This is a genomic window from Streptomyces niger, from assembly GCF_000718305.1.
GTDB classification, from domain to species: domain Bacteria; phylum Actinomycetota; class Actinomycetes; order Streptomycetales; family Streptomycetaceae; genus Streptomyces; species Streptomyces niger.
In genome coordinates this window covers 775,225-797,320 of record NZ_JOFQ01000001.1, presented here as the reverse complement: position 1 = coordinate 797,320, position 22,096 = coordinate 775,225, and the positions used below count along the sequence as shown (strand labels likewise).

The 22,096-nt window shown below is 71.3% G+C and carries 22 protein-coding genes and 2 pseudogenes; 12 read left to right on the top strand and 12 right to left on the bottom strand.

Annotated elements, in window-relative coordinates; genetic code table 11:
• Positions 1–169 precede the first annotated feature (169 nt).
• The gene (gene tatA / locus IF20_RS03575) at positions 170–394 is read right to left on the bottom strand and encodes a Sec-independent protein translocase subunit TatA (protein WP_052863381.1); all 225 of its coding nucleotides are present in this window, start codon (positions 392–394) and stop codon (positions 170–172) included.
• Positions 395–556: 162 nt separating this feature from the next.
• Between tatA and IF20_RS03570 the strand changes: the two genes are divergently transcribed.
• Together IF20_RS03570 and IF20_RS03565 are read left to right on the top strand one after the other, a co-directional pair.
• The gene (locus IF20_RS03570) at positions 557–2,128 is read left to right on the top strand and encodes an LCP family protein (RefSeq protein WP_052863380.1); all 1,572 of its coding nucleotides are present in this window, start codon (positions 557–559) and stop codon (positions 2,126–2,128) included.
• A gap of 84 nt (positions 2,129–2,212) precedes the next feature.
• On the top strand, positions 2,213–2,728 hold the full coding sequence (locus IF20_RS03565) for a GNAT family N-acetyltransferase (protein ID WP_052863379.1): 516 nt from the start codon (positions 2,213–2,215) through the stop codon (positions 2,726–2,728).
• Positions 2,729–2,796: 68 nt separating this feature from the next.
• Here IF20_RS03565 and mgtA read toward each other — a convergent pair whose 3' ends face one another.
• Positions 2,797–5,328, bottom strand: a complete 2,532-nt coding sequence (gene mgtA, locus IF20_RS03560; RefSeq protein WP_407702439.1) for a magnesium-translocating P-type ATPase — start codon at positions 5,326–5,328, stop codon at positions 2,797–2,799.
• A 97-nt stretch (positions 5,329–5,425) separates the two neighbouring features.
• Positions 5,426–5,782: an ArsR/SmtB family transcription factor gene (locus IF20_RS03555; RefSeq protein WP_407702435.1), complete on the bottom strand. Its 357-nt coding sequence runs from the start codon at positions 5,780–5,782 to the stop codon at positions 5,426–5,428.
• A 223-nt stretch (positions 5,783–6,005) separates the two neighbouring features.
• On the opposite strand from IF20_RS03555, the gene IF20_RS03550 reads away from it, so the two are divergent.
• The 3 genes from IF20_RS03550 to IF20_RS03540 all read left to right on the top strand — a co-directional run bounded on the left by IF20_RS03550 (position 6,006) and on the right by IF20_RS03540 (position 7,732).
• The gene (locus tag IF20_RS03550) at positions 6,006–6,269 is read left to right on the top strand and encodes a GlsB/YeaQ/YmgE family stress response membrane protein (protein WP_052863377.1); all 264 of its coding nucleotides are present in this window, start codon (positions 6,006–6,008) and stop codon (positions 6,267–6,269) included.
• A 43-nt stretch (positions 6,270–6,312) separates the two neighbouring features.
• Positions 6,313–6,534, top strand: coding sequence for a hypothetical protein (locus tag IF20_RS03545; RefSeq protein WP_052863376.1), 222 nt, complete (start codon positions 6,313–6,315; stop codon positions 6,532–6,534).
• A 166-nt stretch (positions 6,535–6,700) separates the two neighbouring features.
• Positions 6,701–7,732 carry a sporulation protein gene (locus IF20_RS03540; RefSeq protein ID WP_052863375.1) on the top strand — a complete coding sequence of 344 codons (1,032 nt, stop codon included), beginning with the start codon at positions 6,701–6,703 and terminating at the stop codon, positions 7,730–7,732.
• A 61-nt stretch (positions 7,733–7,793) separates the two neighbouring features.
• On the opposite strand, the gene IF20_RS03535 is transcribed toward IF20_RS03540, so the two are convergent.
• The 7 genes from IF20_RS03535 to IF20_RS03505 all read right to left on the bottom strand — a co-directional run bounded on the left by IF20_RS03535 (position 7,794) and on the right by IF20_RS03505 (position 15,308).
• A complete protein-coding gene (locus IF20_RS03535) occupies positions 7,794–8,345 on the bottom strand; it encodes a cupin domain-containing protein (RefSeq protein ID WP_052863374.1) in 552 nt (183 codons plus the stop codon).
• Between the two features lie 294 nt (positions 8,346–8,639).
• Positions 8,640–9,512, bottom strand: a complete 873-nt coding sequence (locus tag IF20_RS03530) for a universal stress protein (RefSeq protein ID WP_052863373.1) — start codon at positions 9,510–9,512, stop codon at positions 8,640–8,642.
• Between the two features lie 372 nt (positions 9,513–9,884).
• Positions 9,885–11,063, bottom strand: a complete 1,179-nt coding sequence (locus tag IF20_RS03525; RefSeq protein WP_052863372.1) for a S1 family peptidase — start codon at positions 11,061–11,063, stop codon at positions 9,885–9,887.
• A 1,024-nt stretch (positions 11,064–12,087) separates the two neighbouring features.
• The gene (locus IF20_RS03520) at positions 12,088–12,309 is read right to left on the bottom strand and encodes a helix-turn-helix domain-containing protein (RefSeq protein ID WP_052863371.1); all 222 of its coding nucleotides are present in this window, start codon (positions 12,307–12,309) and stop codon (positions 12,088–12,090) included.
• Positions 12,309–12,800, bottom strand: a complete 492-nt coding sequence (locus IF20_RS03515; protein WP_052863370.1) for a DUF2975 domain-containing protein — start codon at positions 12,798–12,800, stop codon at positions 12,309–12,311. Before IF20_RS03515 ends, IF20_RS03520 begins: the two co-directional genes overlap by 1 nt.
• A gap of 310 nt (positions 12,801–13,110) precedes the next feature.
• Positions 13,111–14,238, bottom strand: a complete 1,128-nt coding sequence (locus IF20_RS03510) for an alcohol dehydrogenase family protein (protein ID WP_234426467.1) — start codon at positions 14,236–14,238, stop codon at positions 13,111–13,113.
• 200 nt (positions 14,239–14,438) lie between these two features.
• A complete protein-coding gene (locus IF20_RS03505; protein WP_052863369.1) occupies positions 14,439–15,308 on the bottom strand; it encodes an alpha/beta fold hydrolase in 870 nt (289 codons plus the stop codon).
• A gap of 158 nt (positions 15,309–15,466) precedes the next feature.
• On the opposite strand from IF20_RS03505, the gene IF20_RS03500 reads away from it, so the two are divergent.
• The 6 genes from IF20_RS03500 (at position 15,467) to dgoD (ending at position 21,112) form a co-directional block, all read left to right on the top strand.
• Complete coding sequence (locus tag IF20_RS03500; protein WP_407702434.1) at positions 15,467–15,988, top strand: CGNR zinc finger domain-containing protein; 522 nt, start codon at positions 15,467–15,469, stop codon at positions 15,986–15,988.
• A 267-nt stretch (positions 15,989–16,255) separates the two neighbouring features.
• Positions 16,256–17,641: an MFS transporter gene (locus IF20_RS03495; RefSeq protein WP_052863367.1), complete on the top strand. Its 1,386-nt coding sequence runs from the start codon at positions 16,256–16,258 to the stop codon at positions 17,639–17,641.
• 6 nt (positions 17,642–17,647) lie between these two features.
• Positions 17,648–18,574: a sugar kinase gene (locus tag IF20_RS03490; RefSeq protein WP_234426466.1), complete on the top strand. Its 927-nt coding sequence runs from the start codon at positions 17,648–17,650 to the stop codon at positions 18,572–18,574.
• Positions 18,571–19,314 (top strand): IclR family transcriptional regulator, encoded by a 744-nt coding sequence (locus IF20_RS03485; RefSeq protein WP_052863366.1) that lies wholly within the window; start codon positions 18,571–18,573, stop codon positions 19,312–19,314. The genes IF20_RS03490 and IF20_RS03485 overlap by 4 nt, the downstream gene beginning before the upstream one ends.
• A 26-nt stretch (positions 19,315–19,340) precedes the next feature.
• The gene (locus tag IF20_RS03480) at positions 19,341–19,970 is read left to right on the top strand and encodes a bifunctional 4-hydroxy-2-oxoglutarate aldolase/2-dehydro-3-deoxy-phosphogluconate aldolase (protein ID WP_052863365.1); all 630 of its coding nucleotides are present in this window, start codon (positions 19,341–19,343) and stop codon (positions 19,968–19,970) included.
• Positions 19,967–21,112, top strand: coding sequence for a galactonate dehydratase (gene dgoD, locus IF20_RS03475; protein ID WP_052863364.1), 1,146 nt, complete (start codon positions 19,967–19,969; stop codon positions 21,110–21,112). Before IF20_RS03480 ends, dgoD begins: the two co-directional genes overlap by 4 nt.
• A gap of 28 nt (positions 21,113–21,140) precedes the next feature.
• Here the strand turns inward: dgoD and IF20_RS37325 are convergent.
• Positions 21,141–21,308, bottom strand: a pseudogene (locus tag IF20_RS37325) (transcriptional regulator); the annotation flags it as partial.
• Here IF20_RS37325 and IF20_RS39790 point away from each other — a divergent pair.
• A pseudogene (locus IF20_RS39790) lies at positions 21,297–21,422 on the top strand (SDR family oxidoreductase); the annotation flags it as partial. The pseudogenes IF20_RS37325 and IF20_RS39790 sit on opposite strands and share 12 nt — an antisense overlap.
• A 180-nt stretch (positions 21,423–21,602) precedes the next feature.
• On the opposite strand, the gene IF20_RS03465 reads toward IF20_RS39790, so the two are convergent.
• Entirely contained in the window at positions 21,603–22,046 is a 444-nt protein-coding gene (locus IF20_RS03465) for a GlcG/HbpS family heme-binding protein (RefSeq protein ID WP_052863362.1), read from the bottom strand.
• Between the last annotated feature and the right edge of the window lie 50 nt (positions 22,047–22,096).

Sequence of the window (22,096 nt, the reverse complement as noted above, 5' to 3'; positions counted from 1 at the left end):
ACCCCTGTCCGCGAGCCCGCCCCACTCTGCGCCGGGCGGCCCGTCCGGACGTCGGTATCCGGCCGGGTTCGGTATACGTCGGTACACCGAACTTCCCGGCTTCGCACCATGGCGTGCCGCCTACTGGCCCATCGACGGCCCATCGACGGCGCGGCGAGGGGATCGGCGGTCAGGGGCGGTCGTCGGTCCGGTCGCGCGTCGGAACGGGTGGAGCGGGCGAGGGGGACGCGGGCGGTGCGTCGTCCGCCTTCATCGCCTTGGCCTCGCTCTTGAGGATGCGCAGCGACTTCCCCAGGGCGCGGGCGGTGTCCGGGAGCTTCTTGGCGCCGAAGAGCAGGATGCACACCACTGCCACGATCAGCAGGTGCCACGGCTCCAGACCGTTGCGCAACATTCCGCTCATCCTCCTCGTGTCCACGGTGGTCCCTCCCGAAGTGCGTGACCCCGGGAAACAGCCCCCGTTCGTTTAGTTGCTACATTGCGCAACTGTACAACCGTCGAGGGTTGGCCGAACCGGTCACCCCCCGACGGGAACCGAACGGGTGAGGGCGCAGACATGACGACAGGCCATCGGACGGCAGCACCGCGACACGGTGGCGCACGGTCCGCGGCCCGCAGCCGGCGGCGGAAACGCGGCTGGGCGCGGCGTACGCTCCTCCTCGCGCTCTCCCTGCTGGTGCTAGTGACGGCCGGGGCGGGCTGGCTCTACCTGGAGCTGGGCGGCGACATCTCCGCCTTCGACGCGGACGGGCTGTCCAAGGACCGGCCGGACGCCTCGTCCGAGGGACAGAACGTCCTGGTCATCGGCTCGGACGCGCGGACCGGCGACAACCGGGCGCTGGGCGGCGGGAAGAAGGGCGACATCGGCCGGTCCGACACGGCGTTCCTGCTGCACGTGTACGCCGACCACCGGCACGCGCTCGCGGTGTCCGTGCCGCGCGACGCCCTGGTGGACATCCCGGCCTGCCGGCTGCCGGACGGCTCGTGGACCGCGCCGCGGCACAACGCCATGTTCAACTCGGCGTTCTCCGTGGGCGAGACCGCCCAGGGCAACCCCGCCTGCACCCAGAACACCGTCGAGAAGCTCACCGGCGTACGCGTCGACCACACCGTCGTCGTCGACTTCCAGGGCTTCGCCGAACTGACGGAGGTCGTCGGCGGCGTCCGGGTCTGCCTGCCCCAGGACGTGTACGAGAAGGACCTCGACCCGCACCGCACCGAGCGCGGCGAACGGATCTTCGCCAAGGGCGAGCAGGACGTCTCCGGGCGACGCGCGCTGGACTACGTACGCCTGCGGCACGGCATCGGTGACGGCTCCGACATAGGCCGCATCAAACGGCAACAGGCGTTCGTCGCCGCGCTCCTGAAGAAGGTCAAGAGCGATGGGCTGACCCCCGGCAAGCTGCTGCCGCTCGCGGACGCCGCCGTCCGGTCCATGACCGTCGACCCGGGCCTCGACTCCGCCGGCAAGCTGCTCTCCTTCGTGCTGTCGCTGAAGGACATCGACCTGCGGAACACGAAGTTCGTCACGGTGCCCTGGCGGTACGAGGGCGCACGGGTGGCGATCGTCGAGCCGGATGCGGACGCGCTGTGGGCGGCGCTCCGGGAGGACCGCACGATCGACGGTGAGGACGCCGGCGGCAAGCGAGGGAAGAGCGGGAAGAGCGGCGCCAAGGACACGGCCGAGGACGCAGGCGCCGGTTCTCCGTCGCCCTCGTCCGAACCGGTCTCCGGCGCGGGCATCGAGGTGGCCGTCTACAACGGCACCACCGTCACGGGCCTCGCCGCCCAGGGCGCGCAAGCACTGGAGGACCACGGCTTCACCGTCACCGGCACGGCCACCGCCGGCGGTCAGGGCCTGGCCACCACCGTCGTCCGGTACGGCCCCGGCGAGAAGGACCACGCCCGCACCGTCGCGCGCCTCTTCCCCGACGCGGAAGTCCGCCCGGGGAGCAAGCCGGGCATCAGCGTCACCCTGGGCAGCTCGTACGCGGACGCCGCATCCGCCGCCGCTTCCGACGCACCCTCCGCCGCCGCTTCCGACGTGCCCGCGAAGGTCCCGTCCGAGGTGGCCGACGACGCCCGCTCGGCCGCCGACTCACCCTGCTCCCGGCTCTCCTACGGCTGAACCGGGGGAACGGCATGGGTGTGCCCGGCGTGGAGCAGCCGCCCCGAGCACGGCACGGCACTGCCTCGGGCGGACAATGGGCCCATGCGTATCCGAGCTGCCCGCGCCGACGAACTGCCACGCCTCCAGGACATCGAGAGGGCCGCCGGGCGGTGCTTCCGCGACATCGGCATGCCGGAGATCGCCGACGACGCACCGCCCCCGCTCTCCGTACTCGGCCGCCACCAGCGGACGGGCCTGGCCTGGGTGGCGGCCGACGATGCCGACGCCCCGGTCGCCTACCTCATCGCCGCACACGTCGACGGCAACCTGCACGTCGAGCAGGTCTCGGTGCACCCGGACAGCGCGCGCCGGGGCATCGGGCGCGCCCTGCTGGACCGTTGCGCGGAGCATGCGGTGGACCGTCGGCTGCCCGCGCTGACTCTCACCACCTTCGCCGACGTCCCGTGGAACGCGCCGTACTACGCGCGCTGCGGCTTCCGCATCCTCGACGACGCCGAGATCGGTCCCCTGCTGCAGGGGATCCGGCGCCAGGAGGCCGCCCACGGCCTGGACCGGTGGCCCCGCGTCTGCATGCGCAAGGAGGTCCGAGGCCGGTAGGCGACCTCGGCCGTCCCGCCGGAGCCCCCAGCCCTCCCGCAGGAGCCCTCAGCACCCCCGCTGCGTCCTCAGCCGTCCCGCTCTCCCCGCTCGTGGCGCGCCCTGGCGGCCGACAGGGCGAGCGCGTACAGCGTGAGGACGGCGGTCAGCAGGAGGTAGTACACGGGCGGCAGCGCGGCCATGTCCAGCACCGGGCCGAGCGGCGACAGCGGGAACAGGATGCCGGCCCCCGCGAGCCCGGCGGCGGCCCACCGTACGGGGCTCGGCGTGCGCCCCTCCGCGGCGCGGCGGCCGGTGCGCAGCAGGACCATCACCAGGGCCTGGGTGAGCAGGTTCTCGGTGAACCACCCGGCGTGGAACGTCGCTTCGCCGCCGCTGCCCGCCGTGTGCCCGGCGAGCGCCAGTACGGCGAAGGTGGCGAGGTCGGCGACGGCGTTGAGCAGCCCGAAGCCGGTGATGAAACGCAGGAGCGCGCGGGGCAGCAGCTCGGTGGGGCGGCGCAGCGCGGACCGGGGCGGCCGGTCGTAGGCGAAGGCGAGCTGGGCCGTGTCGAAGAACAGGTTCTGCACGAGGACCTGTACCGGCAGCATCGGCAGGAACGGCAGCAACAGGCCGGCCGCGAGCATCGCGAGGACGTTGCCCAGGTTGGAGGAGAGGGTGATGCGCAGGTACGTCGCGATGTTGCCGCTGCTGTGCCGGCCCGCGGTGATCGCGTGGTCGATCGCCGTCAGGTCCTTCTCGGCCAGCACGGCATCGGCGCTGTCGCGGACCACGTCGACGGCGTCCCGCGGGCAGATCCCCACGTCCGCGGTGTGCAGCGCGTGCAGGTCGTTGACGCCGTCGCCGAGGAAGCCGGTGGTGTGCCCGCCCGCCCGCAGCGCGGCCACCACCCGGGCCTTGTGGGCGGGCGTACAGCGCGCGAAGACGGTCGTACGGTGGGCCGCCGCGGCCAGCTCCGCGTCGGACCGGGCGTCGATGTCCTCCGCCGTGAGCACGGCGCCGGGCTCCAGACCCAGGTCGCGGCAGACCCGGGCGCCGGTGCCCGGGTGGTCGCCGGTGAGCACCTTGACGGCGAGGCCGCGCCGGGCGAGGCCGGCCAGCGCGTCGGCGGCGGTGGGCGTGAGCGCGTCGCGCAGCGCGACGAAGCCGCTGAAGGCGAGGCCGCGCTCGTCGGCCGGGGTCCAGTCGCGGTGCCGGGCGGGCCGTTCGGCGGTGGCGACGGCGAGCAGCCGCAGCCCGTCCGCCGTCTCCCGGGCGGCGAGCGCGCGCAGCCGGTCCCGTTCCTCGTCGCCCAGCGCGCACCGCTGGAGGACGTCCTCGACGGCGCCCTTGACGACGAGCGTGTGGACGCCGAGCCGGCCGGGGGAGCGGACGACCGCGGTGGCGAGCCGGCGTACGGGGTCGAAGGGGAGCGCGGCCACCCCGTCGTACGGCGGCAACGCGGCCTCGTCCACCGCGTCGAGGACCGCCTCGTCCAACGCGTCCGGGACGGGCAGGTCGGCGAGGTGCAGCGTCCACCAGGCATTCACGGCCGCCCACCGGAGCACCTCGGGCGCGTCCCGCCCTTCGGTGTCCAGCGCGCGGTGGACCACCGGGCGGTCCTGGGTGAGCGTGCCGGTCTTGTCCAGACACAGCACGTCGATCGCGCCCAGGTCGTGCAGTGCGGGCAGCCGCTTGACGATCACACCGTGGTCGCGGGCCAGCAGCGAGGCGCCGCGCGCCAGACACCACGTGACGATGACCGGCAGCATCTCCGGCGTCAGCCCGACCGCCACCGCCACCGCGAACGGCAGCGTCTCCAGACCGCGGCCACGCAGCAGCGCGCTCGCCATCAGCACCAGCGGCGGCGTGAGCAGCATGAACCGTACGAGGAGCCAGGAGACCCGGTGCACCGACCGGTCGAACGCGCTGGCCGGGCGGCGCGCCGGCCCGCCGTTGGCGGTGGCGAAGCGGGTACGCGCCCCGGTCGCCACGACGACCGCCGTGGCGCTGCCGGAGACCACGCTGCTGCCCTGGAAACACAGCTGCGGCTGGTCGAAGAGGCCGGCCCGCGGCGGCTCCGGTGCGTCGACCGGGTGCTTGGGGACCGGAGCGGACTCCCCGGTGAGCGCGGCCTGATGCACTGTCAGGCCGGTGGCGCGCAGGAGCCGCACATCGGCCGGTACGAGGTCGCCCGGGCCCAGCCGGACCACGTCCCCGACCACGAGGAGGGCGACGGGTGTCTCCCGGTCCCGCGCCGGCGCGTCCCGCTCCGTACGGCGCAGCACCGTGGCGGTGGTGGCCACCAGGTCGCGCAACGCGGCCATGGAGCGGTCGGCGCGGTACTCGCCGGAGGAGCGCAGTACGCAGCTGATCACGACCAGCGTGAGGATCACCCCCGCCGTGCCCCAGGCCGTCACGGTGGCGGACACCAGGGCCAGGCAGAACAGCACGGCGGTGAAGGGATCGCGCAGGCTCCGCACGAAACGGCGCGGCCAGGACGTGGTGCGCCACTCGGGGAGGGTGTTCTCGCCGAACCGGGCCAACCGCTCCTCGGCCGCGCGCTCGGTCAGCCCGCGCGGTCCGGTGTCCAGACGCCGCAACAGCTGCATCGTGGGCAGGGCGTCCGCCCCGAAGAACGCACCGTCCGGCGTCGGGCCGCGCTCCGCCGTCCGCACCCCTCCGCCGGCAGACGGTGCGCCGGGAGCCCCGTCGGTCTCAGGCGCCCAGGTCACGACGGCGCCGGGCGGGGGTCTGTGCGGTACGGTCCGAGAGCTGTCCCACGATGAGCCGCACCGCGGTCACCATGTCGGGGTCGTCGACGAAGTACACCTGCCGCCGGCCCTCCCGCCGCGACCGTACGAACCCGGCCAGCTTCAGTTTCGCCAGATGCTGGCTCACCGCGGGCAGTGCGCCGCCCACCCGCTCCGCGAGCCCCGACACATCGCTCTCGCCCTGCGCCAGGGCCCAGACGATGTGCAGTCGCGCAGGCGAGGCCAGCAGCCCGAAGACGGCGGCCGACTCGGCGAACACCTCGGCGGACGGATCGTCGAAGTCCCCGGCACCTGCCGCCACGATCGCTCTCCCGTCCTGCCCGGTCCGCGCCGTCGGCACGGTTTTGCGCCCCACAGTCTAGGGGCTGCCGTCCCGCGCGACGCGGGTGCCGCCGCCCTTCCGGGGTGGCCGATAATGATCGCCGTCGCGAATCTTTCTACAGAGCTGTAGAACTATCTCGTAGCCTGTGGCGTGACGCCCTGCCGCCTTCCGCGGCAGGCACGAGCAACCACGGAAGACCGGCATGGAAATCTCAGGCATCATCAGCGCGATCGTGATCGGCATCGTCATCGGTGTCCTCGGCCGGCTCGTCGTGCCGGGACGCCAGCGCATCGGCGTCCTGTGGACGATCGCGGTGGGCATCGTCGCCGCGTTCATCGGTACGGGCATCGCGGCCGCCTTCGGCGTCGCGGACACCAAGGGCGTCGACTGGATCGAATGGATCATCCAGATCGTCCTGGCCGGCGTCGGTGTGGCTGCCCTGGACCGCATCAAGGCGCGCGGCTGACCGCCGCCCGCAGCTGAACAGACGACCAACACGGAGGAGAGACATGGCTTCGATCGACCTCACCAAGGTGCTCGACAAGGCGTGGGCGGAGAAGGACCTCGCGGAGGTGCTGGCCGCGCCGGCGTCGGCGCTCAAGGGGGTCTCGGACCGCCAGGGCGCACTGCTGGAGGAGGCGTTCGGCATCAAGACCGTGTCCGATCTCGCCGGCCTGAAGTACTTCCACTGGGCGTCGGCCCTGGCCACGCTGGACGCCACCGCCAAGTAGGCGGCCCACGCCGGCACGGTGGCGGCCCCACAGTGGCGGTCCCACAGCGGCGCCCCGCGGCGGGGCCGCCACTCCACCGCCCCGCTCGACCAATGAATCCTCCCCCTGCTCAACCAACGAACCCTCCCTTGCTCAACCAACTGAACAATTGAAGGAGAACGCCGCGATGGTGTTCAAACGGCTGCTCGGCGCGATCGGCGTGGGAGCCCCCTCGGTGGACACGGTCCTGGACGGCGGCGCCGTCCGGCCCGGTGGCAGCCTGTCCGGACAGGTGCACCTCGAAGGCGGCAGCGCCGCCTTCGACATCGAGCACATCACCCTCGAACTCGTCGCCCGTGTCGAGGCCGAGCACGACGACGGGGAGCGCGAAGGCGCCCTCGTCTTCGACCGGTTCACGGTCGGCGGCGGCTTCCGCCTCGCGGAGGGCGAGCGCCGCAGCGTCCCGTTCACGGTCCGGCTCCCCTGGGAGACGCCGATCACCGAGCTGTACGGGCAGCCGCTCGGCATCGTCCTCGGCGTACGCACCGAACTGGCCGTGACGGGCGCCAAGGACAAGGGCGACCTGGACCCGCTGCGGGTCGAGCCACTGCCCGCCCAGGAGGCGATCCTCGAAGCACTCGGGCAGCTCGGCTACGGCTTCACCTCCGCCGACCTGGAGCTCGGGCACATCCACGGTACGGGCCAGACGCTGCCCTTCTACCAGGAGATCGAGCTCACCCCGCCCCCGCAGTACGCGCACGCCGTCAACGAGATCGAGGTGACCTTCCTCGCCTCGCCGGCCGGGCTGGAGGTCGTCCTGGAGGCCGACAAGCGCGGCGGTATGTTCACCGGCGGCCACGACGTGGTCAACCGCTTCACCGTCGGCCACGACGGCGTCGCGCACGTCGACTGGAACGCGCAGGTGGACGCCTGGGTACGGCAGCTCGTGGACAGCCACGGCGCACACACCACCGGGTACGCCGCCCCGTACGCACCCCACGACGGCCACGCCGCCCCCCACTTCGACGCTCACCATCACGACAACCACCACCACGACAGCCACCACCACGAGGGCGGTCACCGTTCCGGTCCGAGCACGGGAGCCGTCGTGGCGGGCGTCGCCGCGGGTGCGGCGGTCGGCGTCGTGGGTGGCTTCGTCGCCGCCGAGGTCATCGACGAGGTCTTCGACGACGAGGACGAAGGCGACGACGAGGACTGAGAGCCCAACACGGTGCGCCCGCCGCGGGGTCAGTCCTCGTCGGGGTCAGCCCGCGGCGGGGTCAGTCCGCGGCGGGCGGCTCCGGCGCGTCCGCACCACCGAGGACGTACAGCTCGGGAAGGTTGACGACGATCGCCTCCTGCGTGCTGCGTGCGATCACGACCACCGCCTCGTCGTCCGGACTGGGGTTCTCCTCGCGGTGCGGCACGTAGGGCGGTACGAAGATGTAGTCGCCCGGTGAGGTGCGGATGCGGACCTCCTCCGGGGTACCGGCGGAGTCGTCGAGGAAGACGAACTCCGGGTGCCCCTTGACCACGTGGATCGCCGTCTCGGAAGCGCCGTGGTGGTGGTTGGAGGAGGCGGTGGACGGGGCGACGTGGGTCTGCCCCATCCAGATGCGCTCCGACCCGACAGTGCCCCCGCTGATCGCGGCGAACCGCCGCATCCCGCCCGTCTGCGCGGTGTCACCGTCCAACGCGTCGGCGCGCACGTGATGCAGCCGGGCGCGCAGCGGGAGCTGCCCGCCGTCGTGGTCGTGATCGTGGTCCGGCAGGTCGGGGTGGAAGGCGTCCTGTCCGTGTGCGGCGGCGGACGGGTCGGTCGGAGAGGGCATGGTGTTCCCGCTGGTCGGAACGGCACCGGCCGGCGATACGAACCGGCCCGGTCTTCCGGCCCGACCGTAGAGAGCGTGGCGAAAGGCGGTCAAGACTGCCGGCCCGGGAGGGGCCGGAGCCCGCAGGCACCGGAGCCCGCAGGCACCGATAGCCATCGGGCGTCCGCCACCGAGCCGGCCGGGACCGTCAGATGTTGTCGGTGACCGAGGCGGCTGGGGACCGTCAGGTGTTGTCGGTGACCGAGGCGGCTGGGGACCGTCAGGTGTTGTCTGTGTCCAAGGCGACCGGGACCCTCAAACGTTGTCGGTGACCAAGGCGACCGGGACCTCGGCGAAGTGCAGTACGGCGTGGCCGACCGCACCGATGTGACGGCCGCCGCCCGGCCGGCCGCGGCTGCCGACGACCACCAGTTGCGCGTCGGAGGCGGCGGAGAGCAGGACCTCCGACGCACTGCCGAAGTCCAGCACCGGCACCACGGGCACCCGCGGATACCGCTCCCGCCACGGCGCGAGCGTGTCCTCCAACGTCTGCCGCTCCAGCGCCTCCAGGCCACCGTGCTCGTCGGCGCGCCGCATCGTCGAGGGCCGGAAGGTGAAGACGGTGGGTAGGCTCCAGGCCCGTACCGCGCGTACCGCCACGCCACGGGCCGCGGCCGCCTCGAAGGCGAACGACAGCACCGGAGCCGCCGCCTCGCCCGCGTCCTGCACCCCGACGACGATGTCGCCGCCGGCCGTCCCGCCCTCCTGGTCACGGCCGCGGACCAGCACCACCGGACAGCGGGTCCGCCTCAGCACCTTGAGGCCGAGCGAACCCACCAGGAACCCCAGCACGGGGCCGAGCGCGCGCGAGCCCAGCACCAGCAATGCCGCGCTCTCGCTCCGCTCGGCCAGCCCGGCGACCTCCGGGCCCGTCACGAGCTCGCCCGTGACCCGCACGTTCGGATGTCGTGCGCCCACCCGCTCCTCAGTGTCCCGTACCAGGCGAGCGGCGACGGTCTGCTGCGCATCCGGCGCCATCGCGAGTGTGGCGTTCGCCAGCCGCTGGGGGTCCCAGGCGTGCACCAGGGTGAGCGGCAGATCGCGGCGGAGCGCCTCCTCCGCCGCCCAGTCAGCGGCGGCCAAACTCTCGGCGGTGCCGTCGATGCCGACGACGACGGGCTGGACCATCCGATGGACCTTCCGGTGAGGTGTCGTTCAGTGGCGCAGCTGCGGCGACGCCGTCCGTGCAGCGCATCGGCGGGAGGCGTACGGCTGCGGATCCGCACGCGTGGTGTCCAGGCGCACCGACGCGACAGCGCTGTCCCCCTCGTGGAGAGGGCGGAGAAACTGCAGGTCCATGGCTGTCTCCGGGCGTGCTCGCCCCGCTGCCTTCCTCCTCGGTACTGCCGAAGCGGTCACGGCACACTAATGCACGTACCGCATGGATCCGCTCGAATCGGCCGTGCGAGGCGTGTCAGCCACGTCCCCCTGGCGTCGCGGATGGAACGACCTGCGCCATCGTCGCGGGTGCCACCCGGCGCTCGGTCGTCCCCTGCGACATCAGGACGTGTGCAGAGTCAGTCCGTAACGGTTGAGGATCTCGTTGACCGGCTGGAACCAGGTCTCCCCACCGCTGGTGCAGTTGCCCCAGCCGCCGGAGGTGACGCCCTGCGCCTGGTCGCCGCTGATGAACGAACCGCCGGAGTCGCCGGGTTCGGCGCAGACGCTCGTCTTCGTCATCTGGTGCACGGCGCCTTCGCTGTAGTTCACCGTCTCGTTCTTGGCCAGCACGGTGCCGCAGTGCCAGTGGCTCGTGGAGCCGGAACGGCAGATGGAGGCGCCGACCGGGGCCTCTGCCGAACCGCGTACGAGCTGGTCGGAGACCGTGCCCCAGCCGAGGACCACCGGCACCGTCCACCAGCCGTTGCCCACACTGACCCAGGCGTAGTCGTTGTCCGGGAACGACGAGCCCTGGAACGTGCCGATGGGGGAGCGGTCCCATCCGCTGACGGCCGCACCGGCCCGACCGCAGTGGCCGGCGGTGACGAATCCGCCCTGTACCGAGAAGCCGATGGAGCAGCGGACGTTGCCGGTGTAGTACGGGTCGCCGCCGACCGTGCCGGCCGCGAAGGTGCGCGGCGCGGACGCCACCGTCCGCACCGAGACCGGGCCTGCCGCGCGGGCTCGGTTCACGAAGCGTCGGACATCGTTGTCGGCGCGCTTGCCGCGCACCACGTCCACCACCACCGTGTTGGCGGCCGGATCGACGTGCCAGCCGCTGACGCCGGCGGGCGCGTCGAAGCGGTCCAGGCGTGACTTGGTGGCGTCCAGCTCCCGTGCGCTGTGCTCGACGGTGCGTACTTGGGCGCCGGTGGAGCGGACGGCCCGAACAGTGGCGGGTGTCGCGTCCGAGGTGACAGCCACGGTCAGCCGGTCGGGGCCGGCATCGAACCACGAGCCGCCGAACGCGTCCCCGGCGGCCCGCCGCGCCTCGCTCGCGATGCCGGTTGCCCGGCGTTCCGCCGCGATCCGGTCCTCGGCCTGGGCCCGGGTGAGACCGAAGGCCTGCTCCATTGCCTGAAGCAGGCCGGCGGAGGCGGGGGCTTCGGCGGCGTTGGGTGCCTTGGCGGCGGTGGGGGAGTAGTCGGCTGCCGAGGCCGGCAGGGCGCTGGAAGCGGCCCAACTGCCGAGCATGAGGAGGGTGGCCACGCCGACGTGCTTGAGTCTGCTGCGTCTCACGGGAGTTGCCCTTCGTCGTTTCCACAAGGAGGGGTGGAACAACCGCTGCTTGAGAGCGCTCTCATAGGGTCGGTCCGAGCTTAGCCGCACCCGGTCATCAGGTCCATGCCAATGCCGGACCGCATCGCCCCACCGCCGCGGCCCTGGCTGCGGGTTGTCGAACTGCACGACGTGCCCTCCGTCGGCTTCGCCGGGTCATACAGCCCGCCAGCCGGCGCAGTACGCCGGGCAGGCGGATCTCCTGCACGCCGACCACATCGAGGACACGGGCCAGGACCACCTTGTCGAGTTCGCCGGAACGCAGGCGCCCGACTGCCGCGCTGACGAGGGCGGCGTACTCGTGCGGCGCGGGGTGCGGACGCAGCCGGCACCTTCCGTGGACCGGGGAGCGGCCGGACTGCCCGATCAGCGGGTCGGAGGCCGGGGTGGGCGACCGGTGAAGCGCAGCGGTACGACGAGGGCGCAGGGTGCCGCCAGGTCGAAGGGGGTCGCCCCCACCACGACCGGCACCGGCGTTGCGGGGGAGCGGGCGCGGTCGAGAGTGGCCCTCACTCGCTCGGACAGGGGCTGTGATCCGTGCGGTACCGCATGCCGCACACCGCAGGCGAGCAGTGTGCGGGTCGGCGAGGCGAAGAAGGGAGACGGCATCGGAGTGACGACCGAGGAGTGACGACCGAGGGCTCACCGGCCTTGCCCGGCTTCCAGTCCGGGTGGCCCGGCATCGGCGGCGTGATCTTCTCGTAGAGCCAGCTCTTGATGTACGGCGTGAGGTCTCGGCCGGAGAGGCGGTTGGCGACGTCGACGTGGTCCTGGGCGCCGGCCGAACGGCCCTGGTACGTACGACCCGTCCGGCGTGCCCGAGAAGAAAGGCGCCGGTGCCGGTGGACGTGCCGGTACGGAGACGGTGCGTGGGAGTCGTTTCCCCGCGGACGGGGGACGTGCAACAGGACCGCGCAGGCCGGCTGTTGTGCCCTTGCGGCGCCCCCACCGCCGCTTCACGCCGCACCGGGTGGGAGCGGCAGGTTCATCCGCCCGCGGTGTCCTCGGCCTCCCAGCGCAGCAGGTCACCCGGCTGGCACTTGAGCACTTCGCAGAGCGCGGCGAGCGTCGCGAAGCGCACCGCCTTGGCGCGGCCGTTCTTGAGCACCGCCAGGTTGGCGGGTGTGATGCCCACGCGGTCGGCGAGCTCGCCCACGGACATCTTCCGCCTGGCCAGCATCACGTCGATGTCCACGGTGATCGGCATCAGATCACCTCGTCCAACTCGGCCTGCATCTGCGACGCCTCGACGTCGCGCGCGACGGCCTGGGCGAGCAGCATCCGCAGCACGAGCACGATGAGCGCGACGCCCAGGATGGCCACGCCGACTCCGCCCATGATGACGGTGACGCCCGGGTCGTCCCGCTGGCCCGGTGCGTTGAGGGCTGTGACCGCGAACCACATGAGGGCCGCCGCCACGATCGCGCCGATGATCCCGTCCACGTATCGGAAGGCGGCGTGGGAGAACACGGTTCCGCGCCGCACCATCGTCACCAGCCGCCATACGCAGACGATGGCGAACTGGACCGACACCATGCCCAGGATCGTGATCAGGCGCAGCGGGGTCAGCGGGAGCGACCCGTCCTCCGGGTCGCTCCCGCCGACCAACGCCCACACCATTCCCGCCTGCACGAACACGGTGCCGGCGAGCACCACCGCGAGCACCGCACGCAACGCACCCACTGTCAGTTTCCCCACGGCCCATCCTCCCATCGAATTGCGATGGGAATCTATCGAATTTCGATAGGTGAAGCAAGGGGTGGGTGGGAGTGGGGGAGGGAGCGGTACTGTCGGTCCGCCGGGCCCGCCAGGCGATCCAGCAGATCACCGACACCCGCCCCGATACCGGCACCTGCTCGCCGGCGACTTCCACTTCCAGAACCTGCCGTTCCGCCTCGACCGGTTCATCGAGCCGTACGCCGAGGTCGAGCCCGCGTTCCTCCCCAAGAACCGGCTCCAAGGACCCAACGTCACGGTCGCGGACGTCGTAAGACCGGAAGATCAGTGGTCATGCCCGGCGCCCGGCGGTCGGCGGTACGAGAACGAGCTTTCCGGTGTGCTTCTTGCTCAGGAACTCCTCCTGCGCCGCGGCGATCTCGGCGAGGGGAAAGGTGGCGGAGACGACGGGGCGGATCTCGTCCCGCTCGATGTAGGAGACGAGGTTCTCGAAGACGGCGTCGGGCTGGAACGTGCAGCCGAACAGAGTGAGGTCCTTGAGGTAGACGGTCCGCAGGTCGATCTCGCTGACCGGACCGCCGATGGCCCCGGCTACGGCGTACCGGCCGCCGGTGCGCAGCACGTCCAGGAGGGACGGCCACTGCGGCCCGACCACCAGGTCGACGACGACATCGACGGAGCCCGTGCCCAGCTCGGCGACGAGATCGGCGCCGCGGTCGAGGGTCCGGTCGGCGCCCTGGGCCAGCACGTCGGCGGCCTTGGCGGCCGAGCAGACGGCGGTGACGGACGCCCCGCGCCGCTTCGCGAGCTGCACCGCGGCGAGACCCACGCCGCCCGAGGCGCCCGTGATCAGTACGTGCTCGGCGCCGACACCGGCCCGGTGCAGCATGTTCTCGGCCGTGGAGTACGCGCACGGGACGGCCGCCAGCTCGGCGTCGCTCCAGTCGCTCTCGACCGCGTAGGTGTCGGCGGCCGGCGCTGTGGCGTACTGGGCGAAGCCGCCGTCACACTCACTGCCGTACGTCCAGCAGGCGTAGGGCGCGAAGTCGACCGGGCCGCGGAGCATGGTGCGCACCAGGACGCGCTCGCCGATGCGCTGCGGGGACACCCCCTCCCCGACGGCGACGACCCGGCCGCAGACGTCGGCGCCCTGGATGCGCGGGAAGGTGAGGGCGGTGCCGGACCAGGTGGCCTGGTCGCCGTCGGCGACGGTGTCGAAGCCCTCGGCGCCGCCGGACTCGGTCTCGGACGTCACCTTCTTCGAGTACCAGCCGATGCGGGTGTTGATGTCGGTGTTGTTGATCCCGGCGGCGCCCACCTCGATGAGCACTTCGCCCGGCTGGGGGGACGGGACGGGGACGTCGGTGCGGTAGTCCAGCTTGTCGATCCCGCCGTGGCCGGTCAGGAGCACGGCGGACATGGTCGTGGACACGGTCGTGGACATGGTCTTGGGTGACAAGGACGCTTCCTTTGCTCGAAGTTGAGAGCACACCCGTGCTCGGAGTTGAGCACGTACCCACGAACCGGGGTGTGACGCGGCCGGGATGCGCGGGATGCCCGGGGTGCGAGAGGAAACGGCTCGGTGCGGCCGCCGGCATCGCGAACCTCGATCGGCTTCGCGGACCTCGATCGCCGCGGCCGTCCCGGTATGTCTGCGCGTCAGGCCAGTGTGCGGGCGAGGAAGTCGCGGATGTGCCCGGCGATGGTTTCGAGGTGGCTTTCCAGGGCGAAGTGCCCGGATTCGAGCAGATGGATCTCGGCATTCGGCAGGTCCTGGCGGAACGCCGTGGCGCCGTCAGGGCCGAAGATCTCGTCACCTGCTCCCCATACCGCCAGCAGCGGGACCTGGGAGTCGCGGAAGTACTGGTGGACGGCCGGGTAGAGGCCCACGTTGGTCGGGTAGTCGCGGAAGAGCTTGAGCTGGATCTCGTCGTTGCCGGGCCGGTCCAGCAGGGTCTGGTCGTGCACCCAGTTGTCGGGGCTGACCAGGCTCGGGTCGGCGACGCCGGTCACGTACTGCCAGCGGGTGGCCTCAGCGGTCAGGGCCGCGCGCATGGGGGCCTCGGTGTCCGGCCCGGGGGCCGCGGCGTAGGCGAAGAGGTCGTCCCAGAAGGACTTCACGAAGCCCTCTTCGTAGGCGTTGCCGTTCTGGGTGATGATCGCGGTGATCCGCTCCGGGGCCTGGAGCGCGAGCCGCCAGGCGATGGGGGCGCCGTAGTCCTGTACGTAGGTCGCGAACCTGTCGATGCCCAAGTGCTGAAGCAGTCCGGCGGTGACCTCGGCGAGGGCGTCGAAGGTGTACGGGAAGTCCCGCAGAGCAGGCATCGCGGACTGGCCGAACCCGATGTGGTCGGGGGCGATCACGTGGTAGCGGTCGGCGAGCGCCGGGATCAGGTTGCGGAACATGTGCGAGCTGGTCGGGAAGCCGTGGAGGAGGACCACCGCCGGCGCCTTCGGGTCGCCCGCCTCCCGGTAGAAGACTTCGAGGCCGTTGACGGTGGCGGTGCGGTGGTGGACGGCAGGAAGCATGTCTCTAACCCTTCTGGCGAGCGTGAGTGGTTACGCACACAGTCCAGCACTCCTGACCTAACCCGTCAATGATGGATAATGGGTTAGGCGTGATTGTGCACTTCGGTCGCTCGCCCTGGGGTCCAGTAACCTTCCACGCAAACCAATCCGGTTAGGAGGTGACGGCAGTGGTTGGTCCGGAGCAGCCGGACACGCTGCTGGAGCTGCTCAACACCACACCGGTGGTCAACGGGGCGGCCCAGGATGAACTGGCGGATCCCGAAGCGGCCAGGGTTTGGCAGCGGGCGCACGGTGGCAGCGGTAGCGACGAGGAGCTTTGGCACCTGGTGCAGGCGCGCGATGCTTTGCAGGCCGTACTGCGCGACGGTCACCCGGCTACGTCACTGGCCCCGCTCCTCAAGGGCGTGGTCTGTCGGCCGCGCGTCTCCACCGGGGGAGTGGCCTGGGAATTGGACGCCCCGGCGGAGCGCCGACTCGCCGTAGAGGCGGTCCTGGCCTGGAGCGCGCTCGAAGAGGCGAAGCCTGGCCGGCTGCGTCCGTGTGCCAACCCGGAGTGCCGTCTGTTTCTCCTTGACCGAAGCAAGACCAACAGGGCCCGATGGTGCTCCATGGCCGTCTGCGGCAACAGGATGAAGGCCAGACGGCACTACCAGCGAACCCGCGACAGCGCAGCTGAGTGACGTAGCGAGCGATACCTTCCGCCGGCCGTAAGGGAGCCACCGCTCCACGCGTATGCGTACGGGGCGGGTGCCGCTGCGGGCAAGTTCGTGCACGCGATGGGGGTGCTCGTCGGCGAGTACGGCCGGCTCGGACCGGACGCCCGGGGAGTGCCTCTCGCATCCGGATGGGATGTGCAACATGTGCACAGCTGGTGTGCACACCGCTCAACAGGAGGTTAACTTCGCCGAAACGCCTTGGCAGGACTCCTGCCGTGCAAAGGAGCACGCATGCCGGACAGCCCTGTGGTCGAGACGGCCGGTCAGGATCTCCAGCGCAGAGCACGGCGCCGCAACGCCATGGCCGCCGTGGTCGGCTCTGTTCTGGAGTGGTACGACTTCTTCCTGTTCAGCACCTCCGCGGCGCTGGTGTTCAACAAGATCTACTTCTCGGGTGAGTCCGAGTTCGCCGCGACTCTCGCCTCGTTCGCCACCTTCGCCGTCGGTTTCGCGGCGCGCCCCGTCGGCGGGCTGATCCTGGCGCACTTCGGTGACCGTTGGGGACGCAAACCGGTGCTGATGGTGACGCTGCTGATGATGGGCTTCGGCACCCTGGCCATCGGCGTGCTGCCGACGTACGAACAGATAGGTCTGTGGGCCCCGGCGCTGCTCGTCGTCTGCCGGATCCTGCAGGGACTCGGCGTCGGCGCCGAACTCGGCGGCGCCTATGTGTGGACCACCGAGAGCGCCGAGCCCGGCAATCGCGGCTTCTACGCGTCGCTGCCCGGCGCCGGCGAGTTCTTGGGCGTGTTGTGCGCGTCCGGATCCATGGCAGTGGTCTCCTCGCTGCCCCAGGAGCAGTTCCTCAGCTGGGGCTGGCGGCTGCCCTACCTGGCCTCGTTGCTCGTGGTGATCGGCGGCATCGTGCTGCGGTACACCTCCGAGGAGAGCGAGAGCTTCAAGGACGCCGTGGCCGAGGGCAGGACGGAGAAGGCCCCGCTGGTGAAGGCGGTCCGCCGGCACGGACGGCGGATCCTGCTCATGATCGGTGCCGGCTGCGCCACCGCGATCGCCTCGTACTCGATCCAGGGCTACCTGCCCGTATACACCACCCAGCAGCTCGGACTGCCGGACAACGTGGCGGTCATCGCCATCACCGTGGCCTCCGCCGTCTCCCTCTTCGGCGTACCGTTCTGCGGCTGGCTGTGCGACCGGATCGGCCGGCGCCCGCTGATCATCGCCGGCGGCCTGGCCGTCGCCGTGTTCGCCGGACCGTTCTGGCTCCTGGTGGGCACGGAGTCGACGCCCCTCATCGTGATGGCCGTGATCCTCGTGTTCGCCGTCCTGCTGAATTCGATGATCTTCGGCCCGGCGGGTTCGTTCTTCTCCGAGCTGCTGCCCACCGAGGTCCGCTACACCGGCCTGGTCCTCGCCCGAGAAACCACCGCCGTACTGTTCTCCGGCACGGCGCCGTTCATCGCCACCCTGCTGGTGCACGCGGGCGGCGGAAGCCCATGGCTGCTCGCCGGATACATGGCGCTGTCGGGCATCGTCACCGCCGTGTCGGTGCTGCTGCTGCCGGAGACCGCGCCCCGTGTCCTGCGCCGCAAGGAACTCAGGGACGGTGGCGACGGCAACGGCCGCACCTCGGCCGACATCGAGTACGCAGAGGTGTGAGGAAAAGTGTCAGAACCCGAAGTGCTGTGCCTCGGTGAGTCGATGGTCCTGGTGGCCCCCGCGCCGGGCGAGCGGCTCGCCACCGCACGCGAGGCGGCCATCCGGGTCGCCGGAGCCGAGTCGACGGTCGCGCAGTACCTCACCGACCTCGGCCACCGCACCGCGTGGGCGAGCCGAGTGGGCGCCGACCCGCTGGGGGATCAGGTGCTGGCCGCGATCGCGCGCTCGGGCGTCGATGTCGGCCACGTCGAGCGGGACGGATCGGCACCGACCGGTGTGTATTTCAAGGACCCGAGCCCGGAGGGCACACGGGTGCACTACTACCGGGCCGGTTCTGCTGCCTCCAAGATGACCCCCACCTACCTTGACAGCCTCCCGCTGTCCACGGCGCGCCTGGTGCATCTGTCCGGTGTGACACCGGCCCTGTCGGACGGCTGTGCCGCGACGTCGACAGCCTTGTTCGCTCGCGCGCGTGCGGCCGGGACGCTGTGCTCGTTCGACGTCAACTACCGCGCCGCGCTGTGGAGTACGGAGCAGGCCGCCGGTCCGCTCCTCGCCCTGGCACGCCAGGCGGACGTCGTCTTCGTCGGTCTCGACGAGGCCCAGCACGTCTGGGGAGCCGAGACCGCGGAGCAGGTGCGTGAGCTGGTCGGGCCGGGGGCGCGTCTCGTGGTGAAGGACGCGGACGTCGGTGCCACGCACTTCCCGCCAGGGGAGGGCCCGGCCGTCTTCGTCCCCGCGAACCCGGTCGAGGTGGTCGAGCCCGTCGGCGCGGGGGACGCCTTCGCGGCCGGCTACCTCTCCGCCTGGCTGCGCGGCGCCGAGCCGGCCGACCGACTGCGGCTCGGTCACCGCCTGGCCGCTTTCGCCCTGGGCGCGATCGAGGACCACGCGGATGTCTCCGCCCTGCGTACGGCGGAGGACGCCCGATGAGCCAGACCGTGGAACGCGCCATCCGTGCCCTGGAGTTGATCAGCGAAAGCCCGCAGCATCCGACAGATGTCGCCGCGAGCCTGGGCGTTCATCGGACCACGGCGCTGCGCCTGTTGCAGGACCTGTGCCAGGGCGGGCTCGCCCGCAAGCGGGAGGACGGCTCGTTCGCCGTCGGCTACCGGCTGGCCGGCCTGGCGCAGTCCGCACTGGAACAGTTCGACCTGCGTACGATCGCCCACCCGCACCTGCTGGAACTGGGCCGCAAGCTCCGCCTCACCGTGCACATCGCCACCGTCGAGGAAGGCCGCGTCTTCTACGTCGACAAGGTCGACCCGCAGGGCGGAGTACGGCTGTACTCGCAGATCGGCAAGGCGGTCGTGCTGCACACCTCCGGCGTCGGCAAGGTGATCCTGGCCTATATGTCTCCGGAGGAACGCGCCCAGGCCTTGAAGGGCTACTCCTACGAGCGGTTCACCGACGCGACGGTGACGACCGCCGACGACTTCGCGGCCCAGCTGAGCGAGATCCGCGAGCGCGGCTGGGCGGCGGACGACGGAGAGTACGAGCACTTCATCAACTGCGTCGCCGTCCCGGTGCGGGACGGCACGGGCGCGGTGCGCACCGCCCTGTCCGTCACGGCGCTCAAAGCGCAGGTGGACCTCGCCCGATTGCAAGAGTTGCTGCCGACGATCCGGGCCACCGCCCACACCATCTCCCGAGCACTTGGCTGGACCCGATGACACCGGACCCCACGATGACGCGTCACATGACCGAAGACGACCGGCTGTTCCAGGAGGCGTTCGACGCGCTCCCCCTCATGGCGATTCTGCGCGGCTTCGACCCGCAACGCACCGTGGAGGTGAGCCGGCGGGCCTGGGACGTCGGCATCGAACTCGTCGAAGTGCCCGTCCAGAGCGAGGACGCGGTGGCTGCGCTGCGGGCGGCGGTGGCAGCGGGAGAGGAGCGCGGCGCCGTGGTGGGCGCCGGCACGGTGACCACCCTCGAACGCGTGGAGCAAGCCGTGGCGGCCGGGGCACGCTTCACCGTCGCCCCGGGGTTCGACCGCGAGGTCGCGGAGGCGTCGCTCGACGCGGGCCTGCCGCATCTGCCGGGCGTGGCGACCGCCACCGAGATCCAGCAGGCCCAGGCCCTCGGCCTGACCTGGCTGAAGGCCTTCCCCGCCGCCGACCTCGGGTCCGGCTGGATCACCTCGATGGCCGGCCCGTTCCCCGAGGCCCGTTTCGTGGCGACCGGGGGCATGGGCCTGCACAACACGCTGGAGTTTCTCGACGCCGGAGCCGCCGCCGTCTCGCTGGGGTCGGCGCTGGCCGATCCCGACCAGTTCGAGCGGCTCCCCGAGCTGATCGAGGACATCAACCGAAAGGCACACCGATGAAGATCACCGCACTGGAGACGTTCTCCGTCGCACCCCGCTGGCTGTTCCTGGCCATCCGTACCGACGAGGGGATCACCGGCTGGGGCGAACCGGTGGTCGAAGGCCGTTCGGCCACCGTCGCGGCCGCCGTCGAAGAGCTCTCGGACTACCTCATCGGCGAGGACCCGTACCGGATCGAGGACCACTGGCAGGTCCTCACCAAGGGTGGCTTCTACCGCGGCGGCCCGATCCTGTCCAGTGCGGTGGCCGGCATCGACCAGGCGCTGTGGGACATCAAGGGCAAGGCCCTCGGCGTGCCTGTCCACGAGTTGCTGGGCGGCGCGGTGCGCGACCGCATGCGGACGTACTCCTGGATCGCCGGTGACGAGCCGGACCGGGTGGCGGAGCACGCCCGCGAGCGTATGGAGCAGGGCTTCGACGCGGTCAAGATGAACGGCACCGGCCGGGTTCGCCACTTGGAGTCCAAGGCCGAACTGGACATGCTGGTGGGCCGCGTCGCCGCGGTGCGCGAGGCCATCGGTGACGAGGCGGACATCGCCATCGACTTCCACGGACGCGTTTCCCCGGCCCTGGCCCGCGAGGCCTGCCGGCTGCTGGAGCCGCTGCACCCGCTCTTCGTCGAAGAGCCGATCGTGCCCGAGCTGACCGGCGACTTCGAGCGCATCTGCGCCTCCACCGTCGTCCCGATCGCCACCGGCGAGCGGCTGTACTCGCGTTGGGACTTCCGCGAGGTCCTGCGCTCCGGCATCGCTGTCGCCCAGCCCGACCTGTCCCACGCGGGCGGCATTTCGGAGGTACGCAGGATCGCGGCGATGGCCGAGGCGTACGGTGTCTCCCTCGCCCCGCACTGCCCGCTCGGGCCGATCGCCTTCGCGGCCTCCCTGCAGATCGACTTCGCCACTCCCAACGCCCTCATTCAGGAGACGAGCCTCGGCATCCACTACAACGCCGACAACGACCTGCTGGACTACCTCGTCGACACCAGCGTCTTCGACTTCACCGACAGCCACATCACCCGGCCGACCGGCCCCGGCCTGGGCATCGAGATCGACGAAGCCGCCGTACGCCGGGCTGCCGAGACAGGCCAGCGGTGGCGCAACCCGGTATGGCGCCAGTCCGACGGCTCCTTGGCCGAGTGGTAGGGGCTGCGCCCGGGCGAGCCTGCGAGTGTCAGTTGCTCGGCACGGAATCCGCCGACGGCTCCGTTTCCTGCGTGGCGGCCCAGGAGGCGAGCAGGCGTAGGCCTTCTTCGGAAGGGGAGCCGGGTTCGGCGGTGTAGATGGTGAGGGTGAGGCCGGGTTCGGCGGCCATCTCCAAGCCCTCGTAGGCAACGGTGAGCTCGACCGCGCCGAGGCCGAAGGCAACCAGCCCATCAACCGCCTCGGCACCGCCGACGAAATCGCCCAGGCCGTGCTGTGGCTCTGCAGCCCCGGCGCCGGCTTCGTCCTCGGCGACGACGCTGCACAGCCACACGGGCCGGGGCAGCTCGGTCGACACGACACGTCGAGCACGGCCGCCTCGGCTACGCCGCGCCTCCACCGCCGGGCGGTCCCTGGACGCACAACTCGATGCCCTTGGTCGCCGGCGAGCTCCGCTCCTCCGGCGTCGACGCCGACCGGGTGCGCACCTGGCTCAGGCAGGGACTTCGAACCCCAGCATTCGCAGCCCGGCTTCTGCGGCCCGCTGATCCTGCTCGGCACTGCCGCCGGAGACGCCCAAACCGCCGATGGTCTCGCCGAGTTCAACGACGGGACAGCCGCCGCCGACGGCCATGAGCCGTGGGTGATGCGCGAGAGGGGCGACCTGCGGGTCGGCTACGTAGGAATTCCATACGTGGGTGGCGCTGCGGAAGGAGGCTGCCGTCCATGCCTTGTCGACGGCGACCTCAGCGGCGAGGAACGGTACGTCGTCGGCGCGTTCGAAAGCCTTCAGATGACCGCCGGCATCTGTGACCGCGATGGCGGCTTCGAATCCGATGTCCTCGGCAGCCACGCGTACAGCTGCGACGAGTTCAGCGGCGGAGGAGCGGGTGATCGAAGGTGCGGGCAGGGAATGCGCCCGCGTGACGTTCTGCATCGAAATCCTCTTCAGGAGCAAAAGTTGTCTTCGGCCGGCTGCCGGTGTCG

Excerpts from the sequence above, each read along its gene's own strand:
- IF20_RS03550 (WP_052863377.1), top strand. The coding sequence starts at position 6,006 with ATGGAAATCTCAGGCATCATCAGCGCGATCGTGATCGGCATCGTCATC.
- dgoD (WP_052863364.1), top strand. The coding sequence starts at position 19,967 with ATGAAGATCACCGCACTGGAGACGTTCTCCGTCGCACCCCGCTGGCTG.
- IF20_RS03540 (WP_052863375.1), top strand. The coding sequence starts at position 6,701 with ATGGTGTTCAAACGGCTGCTCGGCGCGATCGGCGTGGGAGCCCCCTCG.
- IF20_RS03535 (WP_052863374.1), bottom strand. The coding sequence starts at position 8,345 with ATGCCCTCTCCGACCGACCCGTCCGCCGCCGCACACGGACAGGACGCC.
- IF20_RS03570 (WP_052863380.1), top strand. The coding sequence starts at position 557 with ATGACGACAGGCCATCGGACGGCAGCACCGCGACACGGTGGCGCACGG.
- IF20_RS03545 (WP_052863376.1), top strand. The coding sequence starts at position 6,313 with ATGGCTTCGATCGACCTCACCAAGGTGCTCGACAAGGCGTGGGCGGAG.
- IF20_RS03565 (WP_052863379.1), top strand. The coding sequence starts at position 2,213 with ATGCGTATCCGAGCTGCCCGCGCCGACGAACTGCCACGCCTCCAGGAC.
- IF20_RS03505 (WP_052863369.1), bottom strand. The coding sequence starts at position 15,308 with ATGCTTCCTGCCGTCCACCACCGCACCGCCACCGTCAACGGCCTCGAA.
- IF20_RS03520 (WP_052863371.1), bottom strand. The coding sequence starts at position 12,309 with ATGCCGATCACCGTGGACATCGACGTGATGCTGGCCAGGCGGAAGATG.
- IF20_RS03495 (WP_052863367.1), top strand. The coding sequence starts at position 16,256 with ATGCCGGACAGCCCTGTGGTCGAGACGGCCGGTCAGGATCTCCAGCGC.
- tatA (WP_052863381.1), bottom strand. The coding sequence starts at position 394 with ATGTTGCGCAACGGTCTGGAGCCGTGGCACCTGCTGATCGTGGCAGTG.
- IF20_RS03465 (WP_052863362.1), bottom strand. The coding sequence starts at position 22,046 with ATGCAGAACGTCACGCGGGCGCATTCCCTGCCCGCACCTTCGATCACC.
- IF20_RS03485 (WP_052863366.1), top strand. The coding sequence starts at position 18,571 with ATGAGCCAGACCGTGGAACGCGCCATCCGTGCCCTGGAGTTGATCAGC.
- IF20_RS03530 (WP_052863373.1), bottom strand. The coding sequence starts at position 9,512 with ATGGTCCAGCCCGTCGTCGTCGGCATCGACGGCACCGCCGAGAGTTTG.
- IF20_RS03480 (WP_052863365.1), top strand. The coding sequence starts at position 19,341 with ATGACCGAAGACGACCGGCTGTTCCAGGAGGCGTTCGACGCGCTCCCC.